Source organism: Dietzia sp. NPDC055877 (assembly GCF_053615975.1).
Genome location: NZ_JBSHCV010000023.1, coordinates 23,478 through 40,120 on the forward strand (window position 1 = coordinate 23,478; position 16,643 = coordinate 40,120).

The following is a 16,643-nucleotide window of genomic DNA, read 5'->3' on the forward strand; positions in this document are numbered from 1 at the left end:
ACCGGCGTTCCGCAGAATTCGGTGGTTCTGAAGCCATTCCGGGGTGTTCGCAACGCTGTGCCCTGCACGGGCATGTTGAGGTCTAGCAATTCGTGTCGACTCTGCCCGTGTCACCTAACCCCCCAAGCAGAAACGCGGGACTCATGACCGAATGGGACACTTGAAGAGCGCCCTGGAGTCTCGCCCCCAGCAGCGTCCGGGACCGTAGCCTGATTAGGCGTCGTTGGAGCCGATGACTGCTCGCAGAGCAACGGGCGTGCCAGCCTAGCTGCAATCAGATACCGACCTAGGAGATCAGCAATGATCGCATTGACCACGTGGACGGGCGGCATCCTCACCGCCACCGGACTCATCGCCTACTTCACCACCGGGATGGAGAGTGCCACCTCGCTGATACCGGCGTTTATCGGTGTGCTGCTGCTCATCGCGGCGTTCATCGCGAGCCGCGTCCCGAACGCCAGCCGAGGGGTGATGATCGCAGCGCTCGTCATCGCCGTGCTCGGGGCACTGGGATCTCTCATGCCGCTTGCCGACCTCGGCGCGTTGTTCGCCGGAGATGCAGAGCGGCCTGCTGCGGTAATCGTCAGCGGGATCATGCTGATCGTGCTCGTCGTGTACTTCGTGGCGGGCCTTCGTCAGATCCTGACCACTCGCGAAACGGGGCCAAAAGCAAATTGACAAAGACCCCGGCCTTTCGCGGTGGGGTGAACATCGGGAGGAAGATTCCCGCGGATCGTGAATCGGGGCGCTCGCCTCGCACCGCGGCTGACGCGGGTTGCCGGGGTCGAGAGCGTTCAGGACGTAGTCGGGGGCGCGGGGATCGGCCACGGCAACGTGCTCGGAGAGGTTCTGCTCGCAGCCGTCCTGGACCACCACGTTGGTCGCCATCGAACCGGGGGCCAGGCCCGACGTGTACGGCAGGACGACCTCGACGTACCGGGTAGCCCGTTGAGGTACCGCACGCCCGGCGCGTACGGAGTCCCGTCGGCCCACAACTCCTGCAGCACGAGCGAGCCCGGCAGCATCTGCGTGAGGAGCACCGCAACCAACTCGACGCCGCCGGTGGAGGCGGTAAGCATCTGGTCCGGTCACCGGCCTGCTGATCGAATCCCGTACGACTCAGCTCAATGACCGCGATATCAAGACGGTCCGCGGAACCCCGGTTTTCGCTCCCAGCCGGGACACGCTTCCACGTCGCGCACGCGGCCGGAAACCAGGAACCACTCCTGCCAGCGTTCCGGAGAATTCTCCGGTTCTGGAGTCATTTCGGAGTGGGCGCAACGCCGTGACCTGCAGGGGCTTGTTTGAGATCTAGTAAGTCGGGGATTCCCCGAAGAAATGCACTACCGCGCGGGGTTGCAACGCCGGCCCGGAAATTGGCGAACACCAGCACGCGCTCCCCCGCGGGGAGGCGGTCGGCACGCCCGAAGTGGACGGTGCTAGACGAGGACTCCTTGGGCCGCGAGCCACGGCACCGGGTCGACCCACTGACCGGCGGCGGTCTGTACGCGAAAGTGCAGGTGGGGGCCGGTGGAGTCTCCGCGGTTGCCGACGGTTCCGATCACTTCACCGGCGTTGACCCGCTGGCCGACGCTGACGTAATTCTGGTCGTTGTGGCCATATTCCAGCAGTTCGCCGTCATCTGTGCGGATGCGGATCCAGATGCCGTACCCGGCGGCGGGGCCAGCGGCTTCGACAACGCCGCTCTTGGCGGCGTAGAGCGGCGTACCAATGGGCGCTCCAAAGTCGGTGCCGTTATGGAAGCTGCCCCAACGCGAGCCGAACCCCGAGGTGATCGCGCCCGCGGTAGGGGCATGCGCACCACCGATCTGCGGGCTACCGGCGCTGTCGCCGAGGGAACCGAGCCCGAGCCCGGCGGCGTACTGCCGGACCTCACTTGGGGCCACGCCGAACTGGTCCCCAATCCTTTGGATCTCGGCGGGGTCGATGCCGAACTGCTCGGCCGCGGCCTGGATCGCCTCGACGACCTGGGCATGATTGATCGCGACGGGTTGAGCGGCGGCGGCTGGCGCGAAAGCCAGACCAAGGCCGCCCGAGAGGGCTACGCCGACGACGGCGCTACCAACAAACCGCGACACCGTCGCGGTTTCGCTGGCCACACGATGGCGGCCGCCGGCCAAAGTCGCGCTGCGCACGCCCAAACGCTCGGTGAGCTCTGCGACGGTCACGGTCCGGGTGGAGTCGATCATGGGGCTGTCTCCATCGTTCGGGGTGATGTGTTCCCGCGACGTCTATGCGATGCGGGTGACCGATTTCGTCGGCAACACGACCCAATATAACAACTCGGTATCGATCGTGTCACCCCTCAGCGCGTAATTCGTGATCATCGCCAGCCCCAGTGCGCCCAGATCGACTCCCGGTCGGGGAGAAGTCGTCTCCACCTCGGAAGCTCAGCCAGCGCCTAACCCTGGCGGAGCTGTCACCTCACTGGTCCTCTCTGTGACGGTCGTCTCGGCCGTGCATCTGCCTTGCGACCCGGTTGGTCAGCCACTACCTTTAACCGGGGTCAGGTCACGAAACGATTACGGTTAGACGACGACGGGATTCGGTAGCAGTGGAGAAGCGAGCAGGACCGAAGCACGCCTCTCAGTCGACCAGCCCCCCGCGGCGCCGCCGCGGAGCCCATCGCCGGGTTTCACCGAACAACCACCGCAGTATCGCCGCGGTCGTGGCCCTGGCCGCGGGTGCCTCTATTGCGGCAGCGGCTCCCGTCAGTGATCAGCGGATCGTTCTTCTCGCGACCGACGAGCCCCCGGCCGGTAGCACCGATGACGCACACTCCAAAGATGCCCAAGCCGCGACCCCCTCGGCTCCGCTCCCCCTCACCTCCGATGACGCGAACGTGTCAGGCGAGCCGGGACCCACCGCCGCGGGTTTCGTCGGCAGTCTGCAGAGGGGCACCGAACTCAGCTACGAGCGTGAGCTTGCCGAGGAGCAGGCGCGGCGTCCCATTGTGGCCCTCCCGGCAGTGGGCATCTCAACGTCCTCCTTCGGCCCCCGATGGGGCACGTCCCATTCGGGTCTCGATGTCGCCAACGCCATCGGCACGCCGCTGTTCGCCGCGACCGATGGAATCGTCATCGATTCAGGCCCGGCCTCCGGTTTCGGCATCTGGATTCGGATCATGTCGCCGGACGGCTTCATGACCGTCTACGGCCACAATGAGAGCAATACAGTTCAGGTCGGTGACACTGTCGTCGCTGGTCAGCAAATCGGCGTGATGGGCAACCGCGGCTTCTCCACCGGCCCACACGTGCACTTCGAGGTATGGGCCGACGGCGGCTCGCGGGCTGTCGATCCGTCGGCATGGCTGGCAGAACGGGGCATCATGGTCAACTCGGGGTCAAGCAGCAGCGCCCTATGACGCCGGAACTCTGACGGCGCAGGCTGGCCGACAAGGCCCTGGCTCCCCCACACTGGGCTTCTAACTGTGACGAACAACTGACAAGACGACGCCCACCGGCACACTCACTGCGAGGCTGGCAATGACAATCCGGTAGAGCACGAGATACCACGTACGCGGGCGCGCGTGACGCACAGTGGCCAGGAACAACGTGAGCGATATCAGCAACAGCACACCGCCCGCGGCCACCACGATCACGGAGCCGGTCAGGGTGCCACCGAGTACCGCACTGTTGGCCAAGTTGTAGGCGAGAAGCTGGACAACACGCAGGCGACCGAACAGTGTGCCGCCAGTAAGCAGTGCCTGTCCGACGCCCAGCCCTACCTGGGCCACCCCCGCAACTAGCACCAGGTAGGCCGCCACCCAGGAACCCTCATCGAAACCGGTGGGACCGGTGACCGCGGCGACAAGGCCGCCCGCGATGATGGCGGTGAGGCCGACGAGCACGAATTCTCGCATCGCCCGCCAGTGCGAGCGTGTGAACTCGGCCTGATTACGTGCGCTGTGACTCAGTTCGTCGCCCATTCTCTGTTTCCCCTCGCCGTGATCGGTGTCGTGGTCCTGGTAGCGGGGTTGCTCGCCACTGAGGTGGAGACCACCGGGTTGTCGCACCCGCCGGTTGGTGGGGTTGGGGATGTTGCGGCGGGCGGCCATCTCGTTCATGGGCTCGCTCCTATCGCCGACGTGCCTGGGGGACGAACAAGGGGGTGTGAGGGAACCATCCTCGACGACGAGGGTCCGCTTGTCCCCTACTTCCGGTCGGTCTGGGACATCTCGCGGAGCATGTCGTTATAGGCCTTGAGCTCGGCGTCGTCGTCCCGCTCGGCCTGCCGCTCCCCCCTCCGCGCCTCACGCATGTCCGTCTGGAACCACTGCCAGGCCAGGGCGAGCATGACGATGAACAGCGGGATCTCCCCCGCCGCCCACGCCACCCCGCCGCCGACCTGCTGGCTCTGCAGCAGATCCGGGACCCAGGGCAGCCCGATCCCCGAGTACCAGCTCTCGGCCAGCACGGTCTTGTAGTTCATGAGCACGATGCCGAAGAAGGCGTGGAACGGTAGCGAACCGAGCAGCACCATGAGCTTGTAGAAGGGCGAGAAGTGCCGCGGCGCCGCGTCCACGCCGATGATCACCCAGTAGAACAGGTAGCCGCTGATGAGGAAGTGCACGTTCATGAACATGTGGCCCAGGTGCTCGGAGGCCAGCGTCTCGTAGAACCCTCCGAAGTAGATCAGGTAGAACCCGGCCACGAACTGCACCGAGGCGACGATCGGGTGGGTGAGGAATCGGGAGAGCGGGTTGTTGATGAACTCCACGATCCACTCGCGTGGTCCCGGCGGGTTGCCGCGGCCCGCCGCCGGGAGCGCCCGCAGTGCCAGTGTCAGCGGCCCGCCTAGGGCGAGCAGGACCGGAACGAGCATCGAGATGAGCATGTGCCCGACCATGTGGCTGGAGAAGTCGGCCATCATGTACATCCCCATACCGGAGCTGGTGGTCAGGAACAGCAGCACGCACCCGAGCACCCACGCCACGGTTCGTCCCACCGGCCAGGAGTCGCCGCGTCGGCGCAGGGTGATCAGCCCCCACACGTAGAGCCCGAGCAGGATCACCGAGGCCAGACCCAGCACCAGGTCGAAGCGCCACAGACCGAACACCGTCTCGAAGGAGAACGGCCCCGGCAACTCAAAACCCAGCAGCGACTCCTGCCGGGTGGGCACATAGAGCGGTGCCGGGGGCGGGGTGCGGCCGAGCGAGACCGACAGACCCAGGGTGCCCGCCATGATCACCGTTTCGACCAGTCCGATGCGCAGCAGCGTGCCGCGGTCCACCGGGGCGTTGGCCGACGTTCCCTCGATGCGGTTGATGATGCGCCGGCGCACCGCCAGCCCGAACACCGCCAACAGTGCCAGGCACAACGCTTTGGCCACAATCAGCAGCCCGTAGGTCGAAGACAACAGGTCGGCGGGGTGCAGACGGACCAGCCCGTTGATGATCCCGGTCAGCCCGAGCGCGACGATCGCCACCGTGGCCACCACCGAATAGCGGCGCAATGAAAGCGCTACCCGGCCCCCGCCACGCATCGCGTGGGCGATCACCGCGACGAGCCCACCGACGTAGAACGCGGCAGCGAACAGGTGGATAATCAGCGAGTTGGCGGCGATGTCGTGGGCGGTGCCGCCCGAGGCGTGGCCCGTCGCGGCAACGGGCAGGAGCGAGAGCACCGTGACCCCCAGCCAGATGACCGACCAGCGCCAGCTCACGGTGAGCCGCTGCCCGATCCCGGCGACCAGTGCAATGATCGCGGCCCAGCGCCACGAGGACGCCACCTCGATCTGAGTGATCGCCACGATCCACTGGTCCGGCGGCAGGGACTGCCAGAGCGTGCGCCCGGACACATCCGACAGGGTCAGCGGGATGAGCAGGGCCGCCGCGATCGCCCACGCGATGTTGATCCACGAGGAGATCTGCTGTGCGCGGTAGCCGTCCACGTCGAGGGTCTTGTCTTTCTGCGGCGGGGTGAAGAACGCGGCGAACAGCGCCATTCCCACCGCCACCGATGCCAGCAGCTCGGCGATCGCGCGGACCGCCGGGAGCCCGGCGGTGGTGAGCAGGCCCGGGTTCGGGACGCCGAGGAGCTCGAGTGCCAGGTCCGTGGACATTCGCGAGAGCGGGACCACCACACCTGCCGCCACGACCGCGAGCAGCACCACGACCGGCACCACACCGCGGGTACGCAGCGGTCTGGCGGTGGCGGAAGCTTTGGACGAGGGTGCCTTCGACGACGGCGACATGATCCCTATCGTAGGAAGCGGGTATCCCGGGGTCCGATTCGCGCCTGCTCTGCGCACCCCCGTGACCGGCGACGTTTCATGCGGGCCGTCCACCTGCCGGCGGACTACCGGGCCTGCTCGCATGCGCCCACTCGGCCGCCGCTCTCTCGGACTCCGGGCCTCAGCTGATCAGACAGTCTCGGGTTCGGGCGGTGATCGCGTGGGTCGGCCAGCCTGCCGAGGCCTTCAGGGTCGTACCTTCACCCGCATTGGTGGCCGTCTCCGCGCCCGCCGATCCCTTTCCTGCCGCCGCGCCGAGCAAGTCCGCTGGCCGGACCCGCACTACCCATCGTGCAGAAATGTGAACCGTTCATCTCCGGCTCGTAGCGGGTCAAGCGTGTCGGACTGCGGGAGATTCACGGTCACGCACGGCGGCAGTCTCCAGTTGAATGGTGGCATGGTCAATGGAGACGGGGAAATGCTCCTTGACGCAGGTGAGGATCTCCTCCAGGATCTGCGGGGCGTGACCGGATTCGAAGCACTGATCATCGATCACGACATGCGCGGAGATGACCGGCAGGCCGGTCCCAATCATGGATGCGTGCAAGTCGTGCACGTCCCGAACATGGTCCAGCTCCAGTATGTGATCCCGAACCTCATCCAGATCGAGCCCCGTAGGCGCGTACTCCATCAGCACCCGAACCGTCTGCCGCAGAAGCGTGAACGCGCGCGGGATGATCAAGGCGGCGATGAACAGCGCGGCAATGGTGTCGGCTCGCTGGAAACCGGTGGTGTTGATGACGATCGCCGCAACGATCACCCCCACCGACCCCAAAGCGTCGTTGAGCACCTCCAGAAATGCCGCCCGCATGTTGAAGTTGTCGCCTCGCCTGGAGGCCAGCACCACAATGGCGGCGATATTGGCGATCAGGCCGATCACGCCGAACACCAGCAGTTCGGTACCGGGCACGTCCGCCGGCTCGAAGAGTCTGCGGACGCCTTCGATCGCGGCATAGCTACCGACGACGATCAGCAGGACAGCTTGCCCTAGTGCGGCGATGACTTCGATCCGGGCGAATCCCCAGGTCCGTTTACTGCTCGGTGGACGCAGCATCATCGTCGCGGCTATGACCGCAACCAACAATCCCGACGCATCAGCCAATGCATGAGCGGTGTCGGTCAACAACGCGAGACTGCCAGTGACCACGCTGCCCACCGCTTGGGCCACCACGATGATCGCGGTGATGCAGAACGCGATCAGCAGCCGACGACGCGTCCCGCGATCGGCCTGGGGAGAAGTACTTCCATGGTCGTGACCGTGGCTATGCCCCATCTCGACTCACTCCTGCCCGAGGTCAAGGTCGGGGTGGTCCTGGTGATCGCGCAGCGACGGCGACACCCCGGACGCACTCAACAGCGCATCGGCGGCTTCCACCAGGTCCGCCAGCCGGGCCGGCTCAGCCAGCGAGAACCACGAGGAGCGCCCCTCGATCCGCATTCTGACTAACCCGCAATCCCGCAGGCAAGCCAGGTGCTTGCTCACCGTGGACTGTGCCAGATGCATGTGATCGACCAGATCCCGAACCCGATGCTCACCACTGACCAGATGCTCCAACAACGCCAGTCGAGTTGGTTCTGCCAGAGCATGGAACAACGCTGCATAGGTGTTTCGATCCTCGAACGTCACTGAATCGGGCACCCCATAATTGATCGCCATAGAGCGATGTTAGCACGAACCGTCGATAAGTTCGGGTGGGTCTCGGCCATCGGTGTACGCATTGTTCTTGCTCAGTCGTGCCTGGCAGCTGATGCCCTCCCGTCGATGCCGGGGCGCAGCGCAAGGCCGTCCGGTCGATACCGAGTGTTGTGATGGTTGCCGTCGTTTTTTTCCGGCGGTGTGCGGTGCGGGGCACGCGGGCACAGTGTCAATGAGGGAGCGGTGCCAGCTGGTGCATGTGCCGGCTGTCGTCGCGGTCGGCAGTTCTTGGGCTCGAGGGTCGCTCGAGCTGCCTGGTGCGTGCGGCACGCAGGCCATTGAGTATCACGAAGACTTCGGCGACCTCGTGGACCAGGACGACCGCTGCGAGTCCCAGAATTCCGGTGATCGCCAGTGGAAGCAGAACGATGATGATCGCCAAGGACAGGATGATGTTCTGATTGATGACGCGACGACCGCGGCGGGCGTGGTCTATGGCGCGCGGGATCAGTCGCAAGTCATCGCCGGTGAATGCGACATCCGCCGACTCGACCGCTGCGTCGGAGCCGGTGGCCCCCATGGCGATTCCGATGTCCGCCGAGGCGAGCGCGGGGGCGTCGTTGACACCGTCGCCGATCATCGCCACTGGCCCCCGGCCGTCGGCACGCAACTCGGCGATTGCCTGCGCCTTGTCCTGCGGACGCAGCTCGGCACGCACGTCGGTGATCCCCGCCTCGACGGCCAGTGCATCAGCGGTGCGGGCGTTGTCGCCGGTAAGCATCGTCACGCCCATACCCCTCGACGCCAGCGACGTCATGGCCTCGCCGGCCTCTGGACGCAGCTCGTCGCGCACCCCGATGGCCCCGACCGGGTGGTCGTCGCGGTGGACGACCACCACGGTGATGCCGCGGGCCTCCATCGCGTGAACGTGATCTGCCAGAGGACCTGGGTCGAGCCAGCGCGGGCTGCCGACGGCGATGTGCGCGCCATCGATAAGGCCGGCGATTCCCGCGCCCGCGGACTCGGTGACCGCCGATGCGGCGGGGACCTCGGTAGCTGCGGCGGTGATCGCTGCGGCCAGCGGGTGGGTGCTGTGGGTTTCCAGAGCGGCCGCCCAGCTCAGGACCTCGTCCTGGGCAGCGTTGCCAGTGGTGAGGACCTGCGTGACGGTGGGCTGGTTTCGGGTCAAGGTGCCGGTCTTGTCCACTGCCACATGCCGGAGGTAGCCCATGCGCTCGAACGCGGCACCGGATTTGATGATCACCCCGAACTTGCTGGCCGCACCGATCGCGGAGACGACCGTAATCGGCACCGAGATCGCCAGTGCGCACGGCGAAGCGGCGACCAGTACCACCAGTGCTCGCTCGATCCACAGTCCGGAATCTCCGAAGATCGAGCCGATCAGGGCGACCAGAGCAGCCAGGATGAGAACACCCGGCACCAGCGGGCGGGCCAGGCGGTCGGCGATACGTGCCCGCTCCCCCTTCTCTGTCTGTGCCTGCTCAACCAGTTCGACCACTGTGGTCAAGGAATTGTCTGTCCCTGCGGCGGTGGCCTCGACCTCCAGGACGCCGGAGGTGTTGATCGAGCCGGCCAACACCGCGTCACCGGGCCCGACCTCGACGGGAATGGATTCACCCGTGATCGCCGAGACATCCAGGCTGCTCTGCCCGACACGAACGATCCCGTCGGTGGCCAAACGTTCGCCGGCGACCAGACGCAGCACATCGCCGCGTTCCAGAGACTCAACGGGCACGGTGCGGGTGCCCCCGGTGGCGCCGAGGACGGTGGCACTGGAGGGAATCAGCGCCAACAGGGCCCGCAAGCCCGAGCGGGCCTTGTCCATCGCCCGATCCTCCAGCGCCTCGACGATGGAGTACAAGAAGGCCAGAGCGGCGGCCTCCTCGATGAACCCGAGCCCGACCGCACCGGCGGCGCTGATCGTCATCAGCAGCCCGATACTCAACCGACCCCGGACGAGCAGACCCCGCACCGCGCCTGGAACAAACTGCGAGGCGCCCAGAAGGAGAGCGGTCCAGAACAGCCACGCCGCTGCAGTCTCCGCCCCGGGGCCGTTGGCGAGCCACTCGAGGATCACACCCAGCAGGAGCGTCAGGCCAGAGAACACCGGGATGAGGACGGCACCGTTGCGCCACCACGAAGCGGACTCGTCAGGGCCGGCCACTGGCCCGGCCGGCTCACAACCACACGCGGACGTTGTCACCGCCGACCCCCTTCCGAACTGCAGCAACCCTCGACCGGACACTGCATGTCCAGACAGGGCGCGTTCTCGTCAACGGCAAGAGTCGTCTCGACCAAGGCGTTCAACGCACGTGCCAGATGGGCATCGACGATCTCGTACCGATTCTGCCGACCCTCGAGTTCAACCACGACGATCCCGCAATCCCTGAGACAGGCGAGATGATTCGACACATTTGAACGCGTCAACCCCAGCTCCTGGGCAATCTCGGCGGGATACACGGGCCCATCCAGCAGCCTCATGAGAATTCGAGAACGAGTCGGGTCGGCCATCGCACGACCGAGTCGGTTCATCACACCTTGACGCGAAGCAACAGTCAGCATGCACTGAATAGTACAGGACTCAGTGAACTGTCCCTAGCGGTGTGACCACGCATCTAAAGACGACGAAACCGCAAGGCCAACACAGTCAATGGGCACAGGTGTACCTGGCCTACCCCCGGAACCCACCCGCTTGCCGCGCCGTTCTGGGGCGTTTAACAGGGCGGATAGTGGCTATGGCACGATCGGACAGCGGGAACATCTCGCCAGTGCCGGTCACGTCACTGGTGTTCGAGAGAGCCACCCCGTGCGGCACCGCCGGTTCGGAGCCGAGGGGGCAATGACCCGTCGCAGACCGGAGTGAAAAGCATGGGCAGTATCCGAGCAATCGGTTTCCGCGCGCGCCTCTGGGCGGCCCTGTGTGCGGGCGCCTTTGTCCTCTCCGGTTGTGGGAGTGGCACCGATGCGGTCGCGCAGGGCGGCACGTTTGAGTTCGTCAGTCCAGATGGACAGCTGGAGATCCACTACCCCGAGGAAGAACGGAAACCGGTTGCCGAACTCGCCGGGCCGGATCTGCTTGACCCAGACCAGACCATCGGGCTCGCTGACTACAAGGGCGAGGTGGTGATCCTCAATACGTGGGGCCAATGGTGTGGGCCTTGCCGCACCGAGGTCGACGATCTTCAGCGCCTTCAGGAGGAGTTCGAATCCCAGGGCGCCACCGTGCTCGGGATCAACGTGCGTGATCCCAATCGCGATAAGCCGGTCGACTTCGTGCGCGACAACGGCCTTACCTACCCGTCGATCTGGGACCCGTCCAACGCGGCCGTAGGTGCACTTCGCGGCTTTCCCACCTCGATCGTGCCGACAACCCTCGTGCTTGACCGGCAACACCGGGTGGCCGCCGTGTATTTGGCGGCGGTCACCGATTACCAACTTCGGGACGTCATCGCCGAATTGGTGGCCGACGAGGAGAGTGCCACGCCGTGACGAATGTTGCCGACCTCGTCTTCGCCGGTGCCATGCCGCCGATGGACGGCCTGGTGCTCGCGCAGGGTATCGGTTCGGCGTTCCAACAGACAGCGGCCAGCGGACCCCTTCTGCTCGCCCTCGGCGCCTGCCTACTAGCCGGTCTGGTCTCGTTCGCCTCGCCATGTGTGGTCCCGCTCATCCCCGGCTATCTCGCCTACCTCGCTAGCGTCGTCGGCGCCGAGCGACCACCGGTCACCGTGGCGCAGGCCGAACAGCGCCACAGCGAGTCGCGAACGATCACTCTCGAGGAAAAGAAGGCCAGACAACGCTCGCGCTACCGGGTCGTCGGGGCATCTCTGCTCTTCGTTGGCGGGTTCACCGTTGTGTTCGTCTCGCTTAGCGCAATGGTCCTCGGAACGGTTCAATACCTCGCACCACACGAGGAGTTGCTCCAGCGCATCGGCGGGGTCATCACCATCCTCATGGGTTTGGTCTTCATCGGCTTCGTACCGGTGCTGCAACGAGATACCCGATTCCAGCCGAAGGCTGTCTCTACCTGGGTCGGCGCGCCTCTCCTGGGCGGAGTGTTCGCCCTCGGCTGGACACCCTGCCTCGGACCAACGCTCGCCGCCGCACTGTCCGTCGCCGCCGGAAGCGGCTTCAGCGGCACGCGCGGTGTCATGCTCATCGTCGCCTACTGCCTCGGGCTGGGGCTGCCATTCATCCTCGTCGCCTGGAGCTCCACCTGGGCAATCCGAACCGTCGGCTGGCTACAACGCAACACTCGACGAATCCAGATCATCGGCGGCCTCCTACTCATCGCAGTGGGCATAGCACTGTTCAGTGGCGTGTGGGCACTGTTCATCAGTTGGCTACGGGACTTCGCAATCACCGGCACGACGCTGCCGATTTAACCTTCTGCGCGGCCCTTCCGGGGCGGTAGCGCCCGAGTCACAGAGCCCAGAAATGTCTAACCTGTTCAGACGCCCAGTCAGTTCAGCGCCTACTGTACAGTTCAGTGAATGCTGACTATATCGTCTTGTGTGGATGTGATGAACCGGTTGGGGCGGGCGATGGCCGACCCCACCCGGTCGCGGATACTGCTGACCCTGCTGGAGCGGACGGCCTACCCGGCGGAGCTGGCCCGCGATCTGGAACTGACGCGTTCGAACGTGTCGAACCATCTAGCGTGCCTGCGCGACTGTGGCATCGCGGTCGCCGTGCCCGAAGGCCGCCAGACCCGGTACGAGATCGCTGATCCGCACCTGGCGCGGGCGTTGGCCTCCCTGGTCGAGGTCACCCTCGCAGTCAATGAAAACGCCTCCTGCCTGGACCCGGCCTGTTCGGTGCCGGGTTGTTACGCCACGGAGGTGCAGGGGTGATCCTGTCCTCAGCCCTGCAGGCGATCGGTCTGTTCATCGCCACCAATATCGACGACATCATCGTCCTCTCACTGTTCTTCGCCCGCGGCGCAGGCCAACGCGGCACCACCGCACGCATCCTGGTCGGCCAGTACCTTGGATTCCTAGGCATCCTCGGCGCCGCTGTGCTCGTGGCCTTGGGCGCCGGGACATTTTTGCCCTCGGAGGCCATCCCGTACTTCGGGCTGATCCCATTAGGCCTGGGACTATGGGCCGCGTGGCAGGCCTGGCGTGGGGACGATGACGACGACGACGCCAAAATCGAAGGTAAGAACGTGACCGTGTGGACCGTGGCCGCGGTGACCTTCGCCAACGGCGGGGACAACATCGGCGTCTACGTCCCAGTCTTCCTCAGCGTCGGCCCGGGAGCCGTGGTGGCCTACTGCGTCGTGTTCCTGGTTCTGGTCTCGGTCCTGGTGGGCCTGGCCAAGTTCGTGGCCACCCGTCGGCCAGTCGCCGAGGCTTTAGAACGCTGGGAACACATCTTGTTCCCCATTGTCCTGATCGGCCTGGGCATCTTTATCCTGGTCAGCGGCGGAGCCTTCGGACTCTAATCACGGCCGGCCCTCCCGCCGCCCACTCTCACTGCCACTGCCGACCAGGATCGTCAGCGACGTGAGGCCGAAGGCAAGGCCCTGTCCCGAGGAGGACGAACAATGATCACGTGGCTGGAGCGGTGGCAGATACCCCTGTACCTGGTGGCCCTGGGGGTCGGTGCCGTGTTCGGGCTGGCCACCCCTTCCGCCGCCCCGGGTCTGGAGCAGGCAATCAACCCGGTACTGATGGTGCTGCTGTACGCCACATTCCTGGGCGTGCCGCTGACCCGGCTCGGTCGCGCGCTGCGTGACGGCCGGTTCCTGGCCGGGCTGTTGGTGCTGAATTTCGCCATCGTCCCGGTCGTGGTCTACGGGCTCTCCCGGTTCGTCGCTGACGACCAGGCCCTGCTGCTGGGTGTATTGCTGGTGCTGCTTGCCCCGTGCATCGACTACGTCATCGTCTTCTCCGGGTTAGCTGGCTCCGCGCACGACCGGCTACTGGCCGCGGCCCCGCTGCTGATGCTCGTGCAGATGCTGTTGCTGCCTGCCTACCTGGGCCTATTTATGGGCCCCAGCCTGTTCGAGGTCTTGGACGTCGCCCCGTTCCTTGAGGCCTTCCTGTTATTGATCGTCACACCCTTGGTTCTGGCGGCCATCACGCAGTACCTGGCCGCACGGTCCGCCTCCGCCCGGAAGCTCATGGACGCGATGGAGTCACTGATGGTGCCGCTGATGATGGCCACCCTCGCCGTCGTGATTGCCTCGCAAGTCGACGCCGTCCGGACGGATCTGTCCTCACTGCTGCGGGTCATCCCGGTCTATGTCGGCTTCCTGGTCGTGATGATCCCCTTGGGAATCCTCACCGGCCGGGTCTTCAGCCAGGATGCCCCGTCGACACGGGCGTTGGTCTTCTCCGGGGCGACCCGCAACTCGCTGGTCATACTGCCCCTCGCCCTGGCCCTGCCCGACCCATTTGCCCTGGTCGCGGTCGTCGTGGTCACCCAAACCCTCGTCGAACTCGTCGGCATGGTCACCTACGTCCGGCTCATACCCCGCCTCATTCCACACCACCCTGGAGCCCGCTCCCTAACAACTTCGCCAGCTCCCAAGGGCAACCCGCCCTGATGTCCGCACAGGCCCTGTGGGGACCGACACCAGCCCAGGGCGCGTAATAACCAACGGGAGGGATCCGAGCCCCGCCGAACTGGCGGCATAGCTCGCACTCCCCTCACCCCCGAGGGAGATCACTCTGGTGGTGGCTGCGCCTATTTCACGGTTCTGCCAACTGATGCGGCGATTCTCCGGGCAGCCTGTTTGGCATAGGGCCCCACACCGGTGATCGTTGCCGCTCCGGGACCGGTCCAGTCGCCGTAGCCGACCACATGGAGGCCCGGATGCTTTGGTCGACCGTGGTCGAGCAACCGGCGTATCGGCCCGATCGCGGAGCGAAAACCCGTGCACCAGATCAGGTGATCGGCGTCGATCTCATCCAGTGAGGTGAACATCGGCGTGGCCTGCAGCCGTCCGGTGTCCCGAGCGCGGCGCACCTCGGGCAGGACGACGATGTCTCCTAAGGCTGAGTCTGTCCCGGGGTCGGGCTCCCCGCGCTGCAGGGCAAGGGCACGTAGTCGGTTGCGGCGAAACAGTACTCGTCCATCGACCTCATCGGGCATCCAGCGTGGTGGCTGACGGGTGTACCAGGTCACCTTGGCGACGCTTGTGAGTTCTGCGGCGATCTGGGCGCCGGAGTTCGCGCCGCCCACGACCGCGACCGTGGTACTTCGAAAGGGAGTGGCACCGGGGTAGTTGGCGGAATGCCACTGCGTGCCGGCGAAGGTTCCTGGGTAGGAGGGAACAAAGGGGGCGGACCACGTCCCGGTGGCCGCGACCACGTTCTCGGTCGTCCACGACTTCGTGCCCGCCCGAACGTGGTAGATGCCGTCCTCGTACGTCACCTCATCGACCGCGACGCGGCGCTGGACCGGAATCCGGTAGCGCCGTTCATAGGCAGCGAGATAGTCCACGACATGGCAGGCCGGTGGAAACCCGTCATAAGGGGGCATCGGCCAGCCCGGCAGATTGGAGAACTCAGCGGTGGAGAACAGGCGCAGGGACGGCCAGACGTGCAACCATGCCCCGCCGGGGTTGGGTTGATCATCTAGAACGAGGATGTCCACGCCTGCCCGCAGCAGGTAGTAGGCGGTGGCCAGACCTGCTTGCCCACCGCCGATGATGATTGCCTCGCAGTGATCTGCGGGGCGGGATGTGGCACAAATGGTGGTCAGCTCCTGTTCACGTTCGGGCACTTAGTGCTGCGGCCATGGTGAGCAGGACGGCCATGACGATCGCCATTGCGGGGTATCCCCCGACGAGGCTGGCCAATAGGGGTCCGGACACGGGCGCGAGTGCAGTGACGGCGGTCATCGGTGCGTTGAATAAGGCGTTGATGGCGCCGAAGTTTTGGGTGCCCCACCGGTCGGAGACGGCGGTGGCCTGGAGAAGGGTGTGACAGCCGCGGGCCGCGCCCGTGCCGACGGCCAGAGCGATCAGTACCAAGGTCGGGCCGGGAATTGTCGCCAGACCCCACAGGCCGAGTGCACCGGCGCCGAGGATCACCAGTGTGCGGTGTTGGGGTGTGGTTCTTCGGGTCAGTGATGGGTAGCCGAGCCGGCCGATGACTTGTCCTGCGCCCACCAGTCCGAAGGCCAGTGCTGCGGTCGAGTAGTCGATTCCTCGTTCCAGCAACAGCGGGATGAGGTTGATCGTGACGGCGAACAGCGTGAACGTGGCTACCGTCATCACTACTTGCAGGGTGAGGAATTGGCGGGTTCTGGTGACTTGGCGGATCTCGGTTCGGGACTGCTGCACGGTCGGCTCGCTGCCGGTGCCGGACCAGGTGGAGTTGAGAAAGAAGGCGTGCAGGGGCACAGATACGACGGCGAGGATGCCGGCCATGATGAGGTAGCTGGTGCGCCAACCAAACTGCTCGATCAGGTAGGCAGTGAGCGGGGCAAAGACAGTGGAGGAAAGCCCGGCGACGAGTGTCAGCGTCATCAGGGGGCCGACCCGTCGCGGGCCGTACCAGCGAGTGATGACAGCGAACGCGGGCGGGTACAAGACAGCCGATTGGGCGAACCCCGCCACCAGCCAGGCCAGATAGAACATGGGCAGGTTGGGAGACCACGCCACCAGCGCCAGCGCGGCCACCCCGATGACCGCTCCGAGGGTCATCACCGTGCGTGGCCCTCGGGAATCCAGAACGGAGCCCACTTTCAGGCCCGCGATCGCCGAGACGACCAGCCC

16 protein-coding genes are annotated in these 16,643 nt (G+C 65.6%); 7 read left to right on the forward strand and 9 right to left on the reverse strand.

The window, feature by feature from the left end:
- The first annotated feature begins 300 nt into the window (after positions 1–300).
- Complete coding sequence (locus tag ACWGLC_RS16410; RefSeq protein ID WP_017838585.1) at positions 301–678, forward strand: hypothetical protein; 378 nt, start codon at positions 301–303, stop codon at positions 676–678.
- 761 nt (positions 679–1,439) lie between these two features.
- Here ACWGLC_RS16410 and ACWGLC_RS16415 read toward each other — a convergent pair.
- Entirely contained in the window at positions 1,440–2,210 is a 771-nt protein-coding gene (locus ACWGLC_RS16415) for a M23 family metallopeptidase (protein ID WP_069389212.1), read from the reverse strand.
- Between the two features lie 479 nt (positions 2,211–2,689).
- On the opposite strand from ACWGLC_RS16415, the gene ACWGLC_RS16420 reads away from it, so the two are divergent.
- Positions 2,690–3,385 (forward strand): M23 family metallopeptidase, encoded by a 696-nt coding sequence (locus ACWGLC_RS16420; RefSeq protein ID WP_063973417.1) that lies wholly within the window; start codon positions 2,690–2,692, stop codon positions 3,383–3,385.
- 60 nt (positions 3,386–3,445) lie between these two features.
- Here ACWGLC_RS16420 and ACWGLC_RS16425 read toward each other — a convergent pair whose 3' ends face one another.
- The 6 genes from ACWGLC_RS16425 to cmtR (ACWGLC_RS16450) all read right to left on the reverse strand — a co-directional run bounded on the left by ACWGLC_RS16425 (position 3,446) and on the right by cmtR (ACWGLC_RS16450) (position 10,474).
- Positions 3,446–4,087 carry a hypothetical protein gene (locus tag ACWGLC_RS16425; RefSeq protein ID WP_017838581.1) on the reverse strand — a complete coding sequence of 214 codons (642 nt, stop codon included), beginning with the start codon at positions 4,085–4,087 and terminating at the stop codon, positions 3,446–3,448.
- A gap of 86 nt (positions 4,088–4,173) precedes the next feature.
- Entirely contained in the window at positions 4,174–6,216 is a 2,043-nt protein-coding gene (locus ACWGLC_RS16430) for a cytochrome c oxidase assembly protein (RefSeq protein WP_063973161.1), read from the reverse strand.
- 370 nt (positions 6,217–6,586) lie between these two features.
- Positions 6,587–7,528: a cation diffusion facilitator family transporter gene (locus ACWGLC_RS16435; protein ID WP_017838579.1), complete on the reverse strand. Its 942-nt coding sequence runs from the start codon at positions 7,526–7,528 to the stop codon at positions 6,587–6,589.
- 6 nt (positions 7,529–7,534) lie between these two features.
- Entirely contained in the window at positions 7,535–7,912 is a 378-nt protein-coding gene (locus ACWGLC_RS16440) for an ArsR/SmtB family transcription factor (protein ID WP_042330374.1), read from the reverse strand.
- Positions 7,913–8,120: 208 nt separating this feature from the next.
- Positions 8,121–10,115, reverse strand: a complete 1,995-nt coding sequence (locus ACWGLC_RS16445) for a heavy metal translocating P-type ATPase (protein ID WP_031265412.1) — start codon at positions 10,113–10,115, stop codon at positions 8,121–8,123.
- Entirely contained in the window at positions 10,112–10,474 is a 363-nt protein-coding gene (cmtR, locus tag ACWGLC_RS16450; protein ID WP_063973160.1) for a Cd(II)/Pb(II)-sensing metalloregulatory transcriptional regulator CmtR, read from the reverse strand. The genes ACWGLC_RS16445 and cmtR (ACWGLC_RS16450) overlap by 4 nt, the downstream gene beginning before the upstream one ends.
- A gap of 306 nt (positions 10,475–10,780) precedes the next feature.
- On the opposite strand from cmtR (ACWGLC_RS16450), the gene ACWGLC_RS16455 reads away from it, so the two are divergent.
- The 5 genes from ACWGLC_RS16455 to ACWGLC_RS16475 all read left to right on the forward strand — a co-directional run bounded on the left by ACWGLC_RS16455 (position 10,781) and on the right by ACWGLC_RS16475 (position 14,465).
- On the forward strand, positions 10,781–11,401 hold the full coding sequence (locus ACWGLC_RS16455) for a TlpA disulfide reductase family protein (RefSeq protein ID WP_017838574.1): 621 nt from the start codon (positions 10,781–10,783) through the stop codon (positions 11,399–11,401).
- 41 nt (positions 11,402–11,442) lie between these two features.
- Positions 11,443–12,297, forward strand: coding sequence for a cytochrome c biogenesis CcdA family protein (locus ACWGLC_RS16460; protein WP_371517683.1), 855 nt, complete (start codon positions 11,443–11,445; stop codon positions 12,295–12,297).
- Between the two features lie 108 nt (positions 12,298–12,405).
- Complete coding sequence (gene cmtR / locus ACWGLC_RS16465) at positions 12,406–12,765, forward strand: Cd(II)/Pb(II)-sensing metalloregulatory transcriptional regulator CmtR (protein WP_031265411.1); 360 nt, start codon at positions 12,406–12,408, stop codon at positions 12,763–12,765.
- Positions 12,762–13,358 carry a cadmium resistance transporter gene (locus tag ACWGLC_RS16470; RefSeq protein WP_017838570.1) on the forward strand — a complete coding sequence of 199 codons (597 nt, stop codon included), beginning with the start codon at positions 12,762–12,764 and terminating at the stop codon, positions 13,356–13,358. The genes cmtR (ACWGLC_RS16465) and ACWGLC_RS16470 overlap by 4 nt, the downstream gene beginning before the upstream one ends.
- Positions 13,359–13,460: 102 nt before the next feature.
- A complete protein-coding gene (locus ACWGLC_RS16475; protein WP_017838569.1) occupies positions 13,461–14,465 on the forward strand; it encodes an arsenic resistance protein in 1,005 nt (334 codons plus the stop codon).
- A gap of 140 nt (positions 14,466–14,605) precedes the next feature.
- Here the strand turns inward: ACWGLC_RS16475 and ACWGLC_RS16480 are convergent, their stop codons facing one another.
- Together ACWGLC_RS16480 and ACWGLC_RS16485 are read right to left on the reverse strand one after the other, a co-directional pair.
- Positions 14,606–15,616, reverse strand: a complete 1,011-nt coding sequence (locus tag ACWGLC_RS16480; RefSeq protein WP_452100876.1) for an ArsO family NAD(P)H-dependent flavin-containing monooxygenase — start codon at positions 15,614–15,616, stop codon at positions 14,606–14,608.
- A 16-nt stretch (positions 15,617–15,632) separates the two neighbouring features.
- Positions 15,633–16,643, reverse strand: a 1,011-nt coding sequence (locus tag ACWGLC_RS16485) for an MFS transporter (RefSeq protein WP_452100875.1), incomplete at its 5' end; no start/stop codon positions are given.

Coding starts and splice junctions, on each gene's coding strand:
- ACWGLC_RS16410 (WP_017838585.1), top strand. CDS start 301: ATGATCGCATTGACCACGTGGACGGGCGGCATCCTCACCGCCACCGGA.
- ACWGLC_RS16415 (WP_069389212.1), bottom strand. CDS start 2,210: ATGATCGACTCCACCCGGACCGTGACCGTCGCAGAGCTCACCGAGCGT.
- ACWGLC_RS16425 (WP_017838581.1), bottom strand. CDS start 4,087: ATGAACGAGATGGCCGCCCGCCGCAACATCCCCAACCCCACCAACCGG.
- ACWGLC_RS16430 (WP_063973161.1), bottom strand. CDS start 6,216: ATGTCGCCGTCGTCGAAGGCACCCTCGTCCAAAGCTTCCGCCACCGCC.
- ACWGLC_RS16435 (WP_017838579.1), bottom strand. CDS start 7,528: ATGGGGCATAGCCACGGTCACGACCATGGAAGTACTTCTCCCCAGGCC.
- ACWGLC_RS16440 (WP_042330374.1), bottom strand. CDS start 7,912: ATGGCGATCAATTATGGGGTGCCCGATTCAGTGACGTTCGAGGATCGA.
- cmtR (WP_063973160.1), bottom strand. CDS start 10,474: ATGCTGACTGTTGCTTCGCGTCAAGGTGTGATGAACCGACTCGGTCGT.
- ACWGLC_RS16455 (WP_017838574.1), top strand. CDS start 10,781: ATGGGCAGTATCCGAGCAATCGGTTTCCGCGCGCGCCTCTGGGCGGCC.
- ACWGLC_RS16460 (WP_371517683.1), top strand. CDS start 11,443: ATGGACGGCCTGGTGCTCGCGCAGGGTATCGGTTCGGCGTTCCAACAG.
- cmtR (WP_031265411.1), top strand. CDS start 12,406: ATGCTGACTATATCGTCTTGTGTGGATGTGATGAACCGGTTGGGGCGG.
- ACWGLC_RS16475 (WP_017838569.1), top strand. CDS start 13,461: ATGATCACGTGGCTGGAGCGGTGGCAGATACCCCTGTACCTGGTGGCC.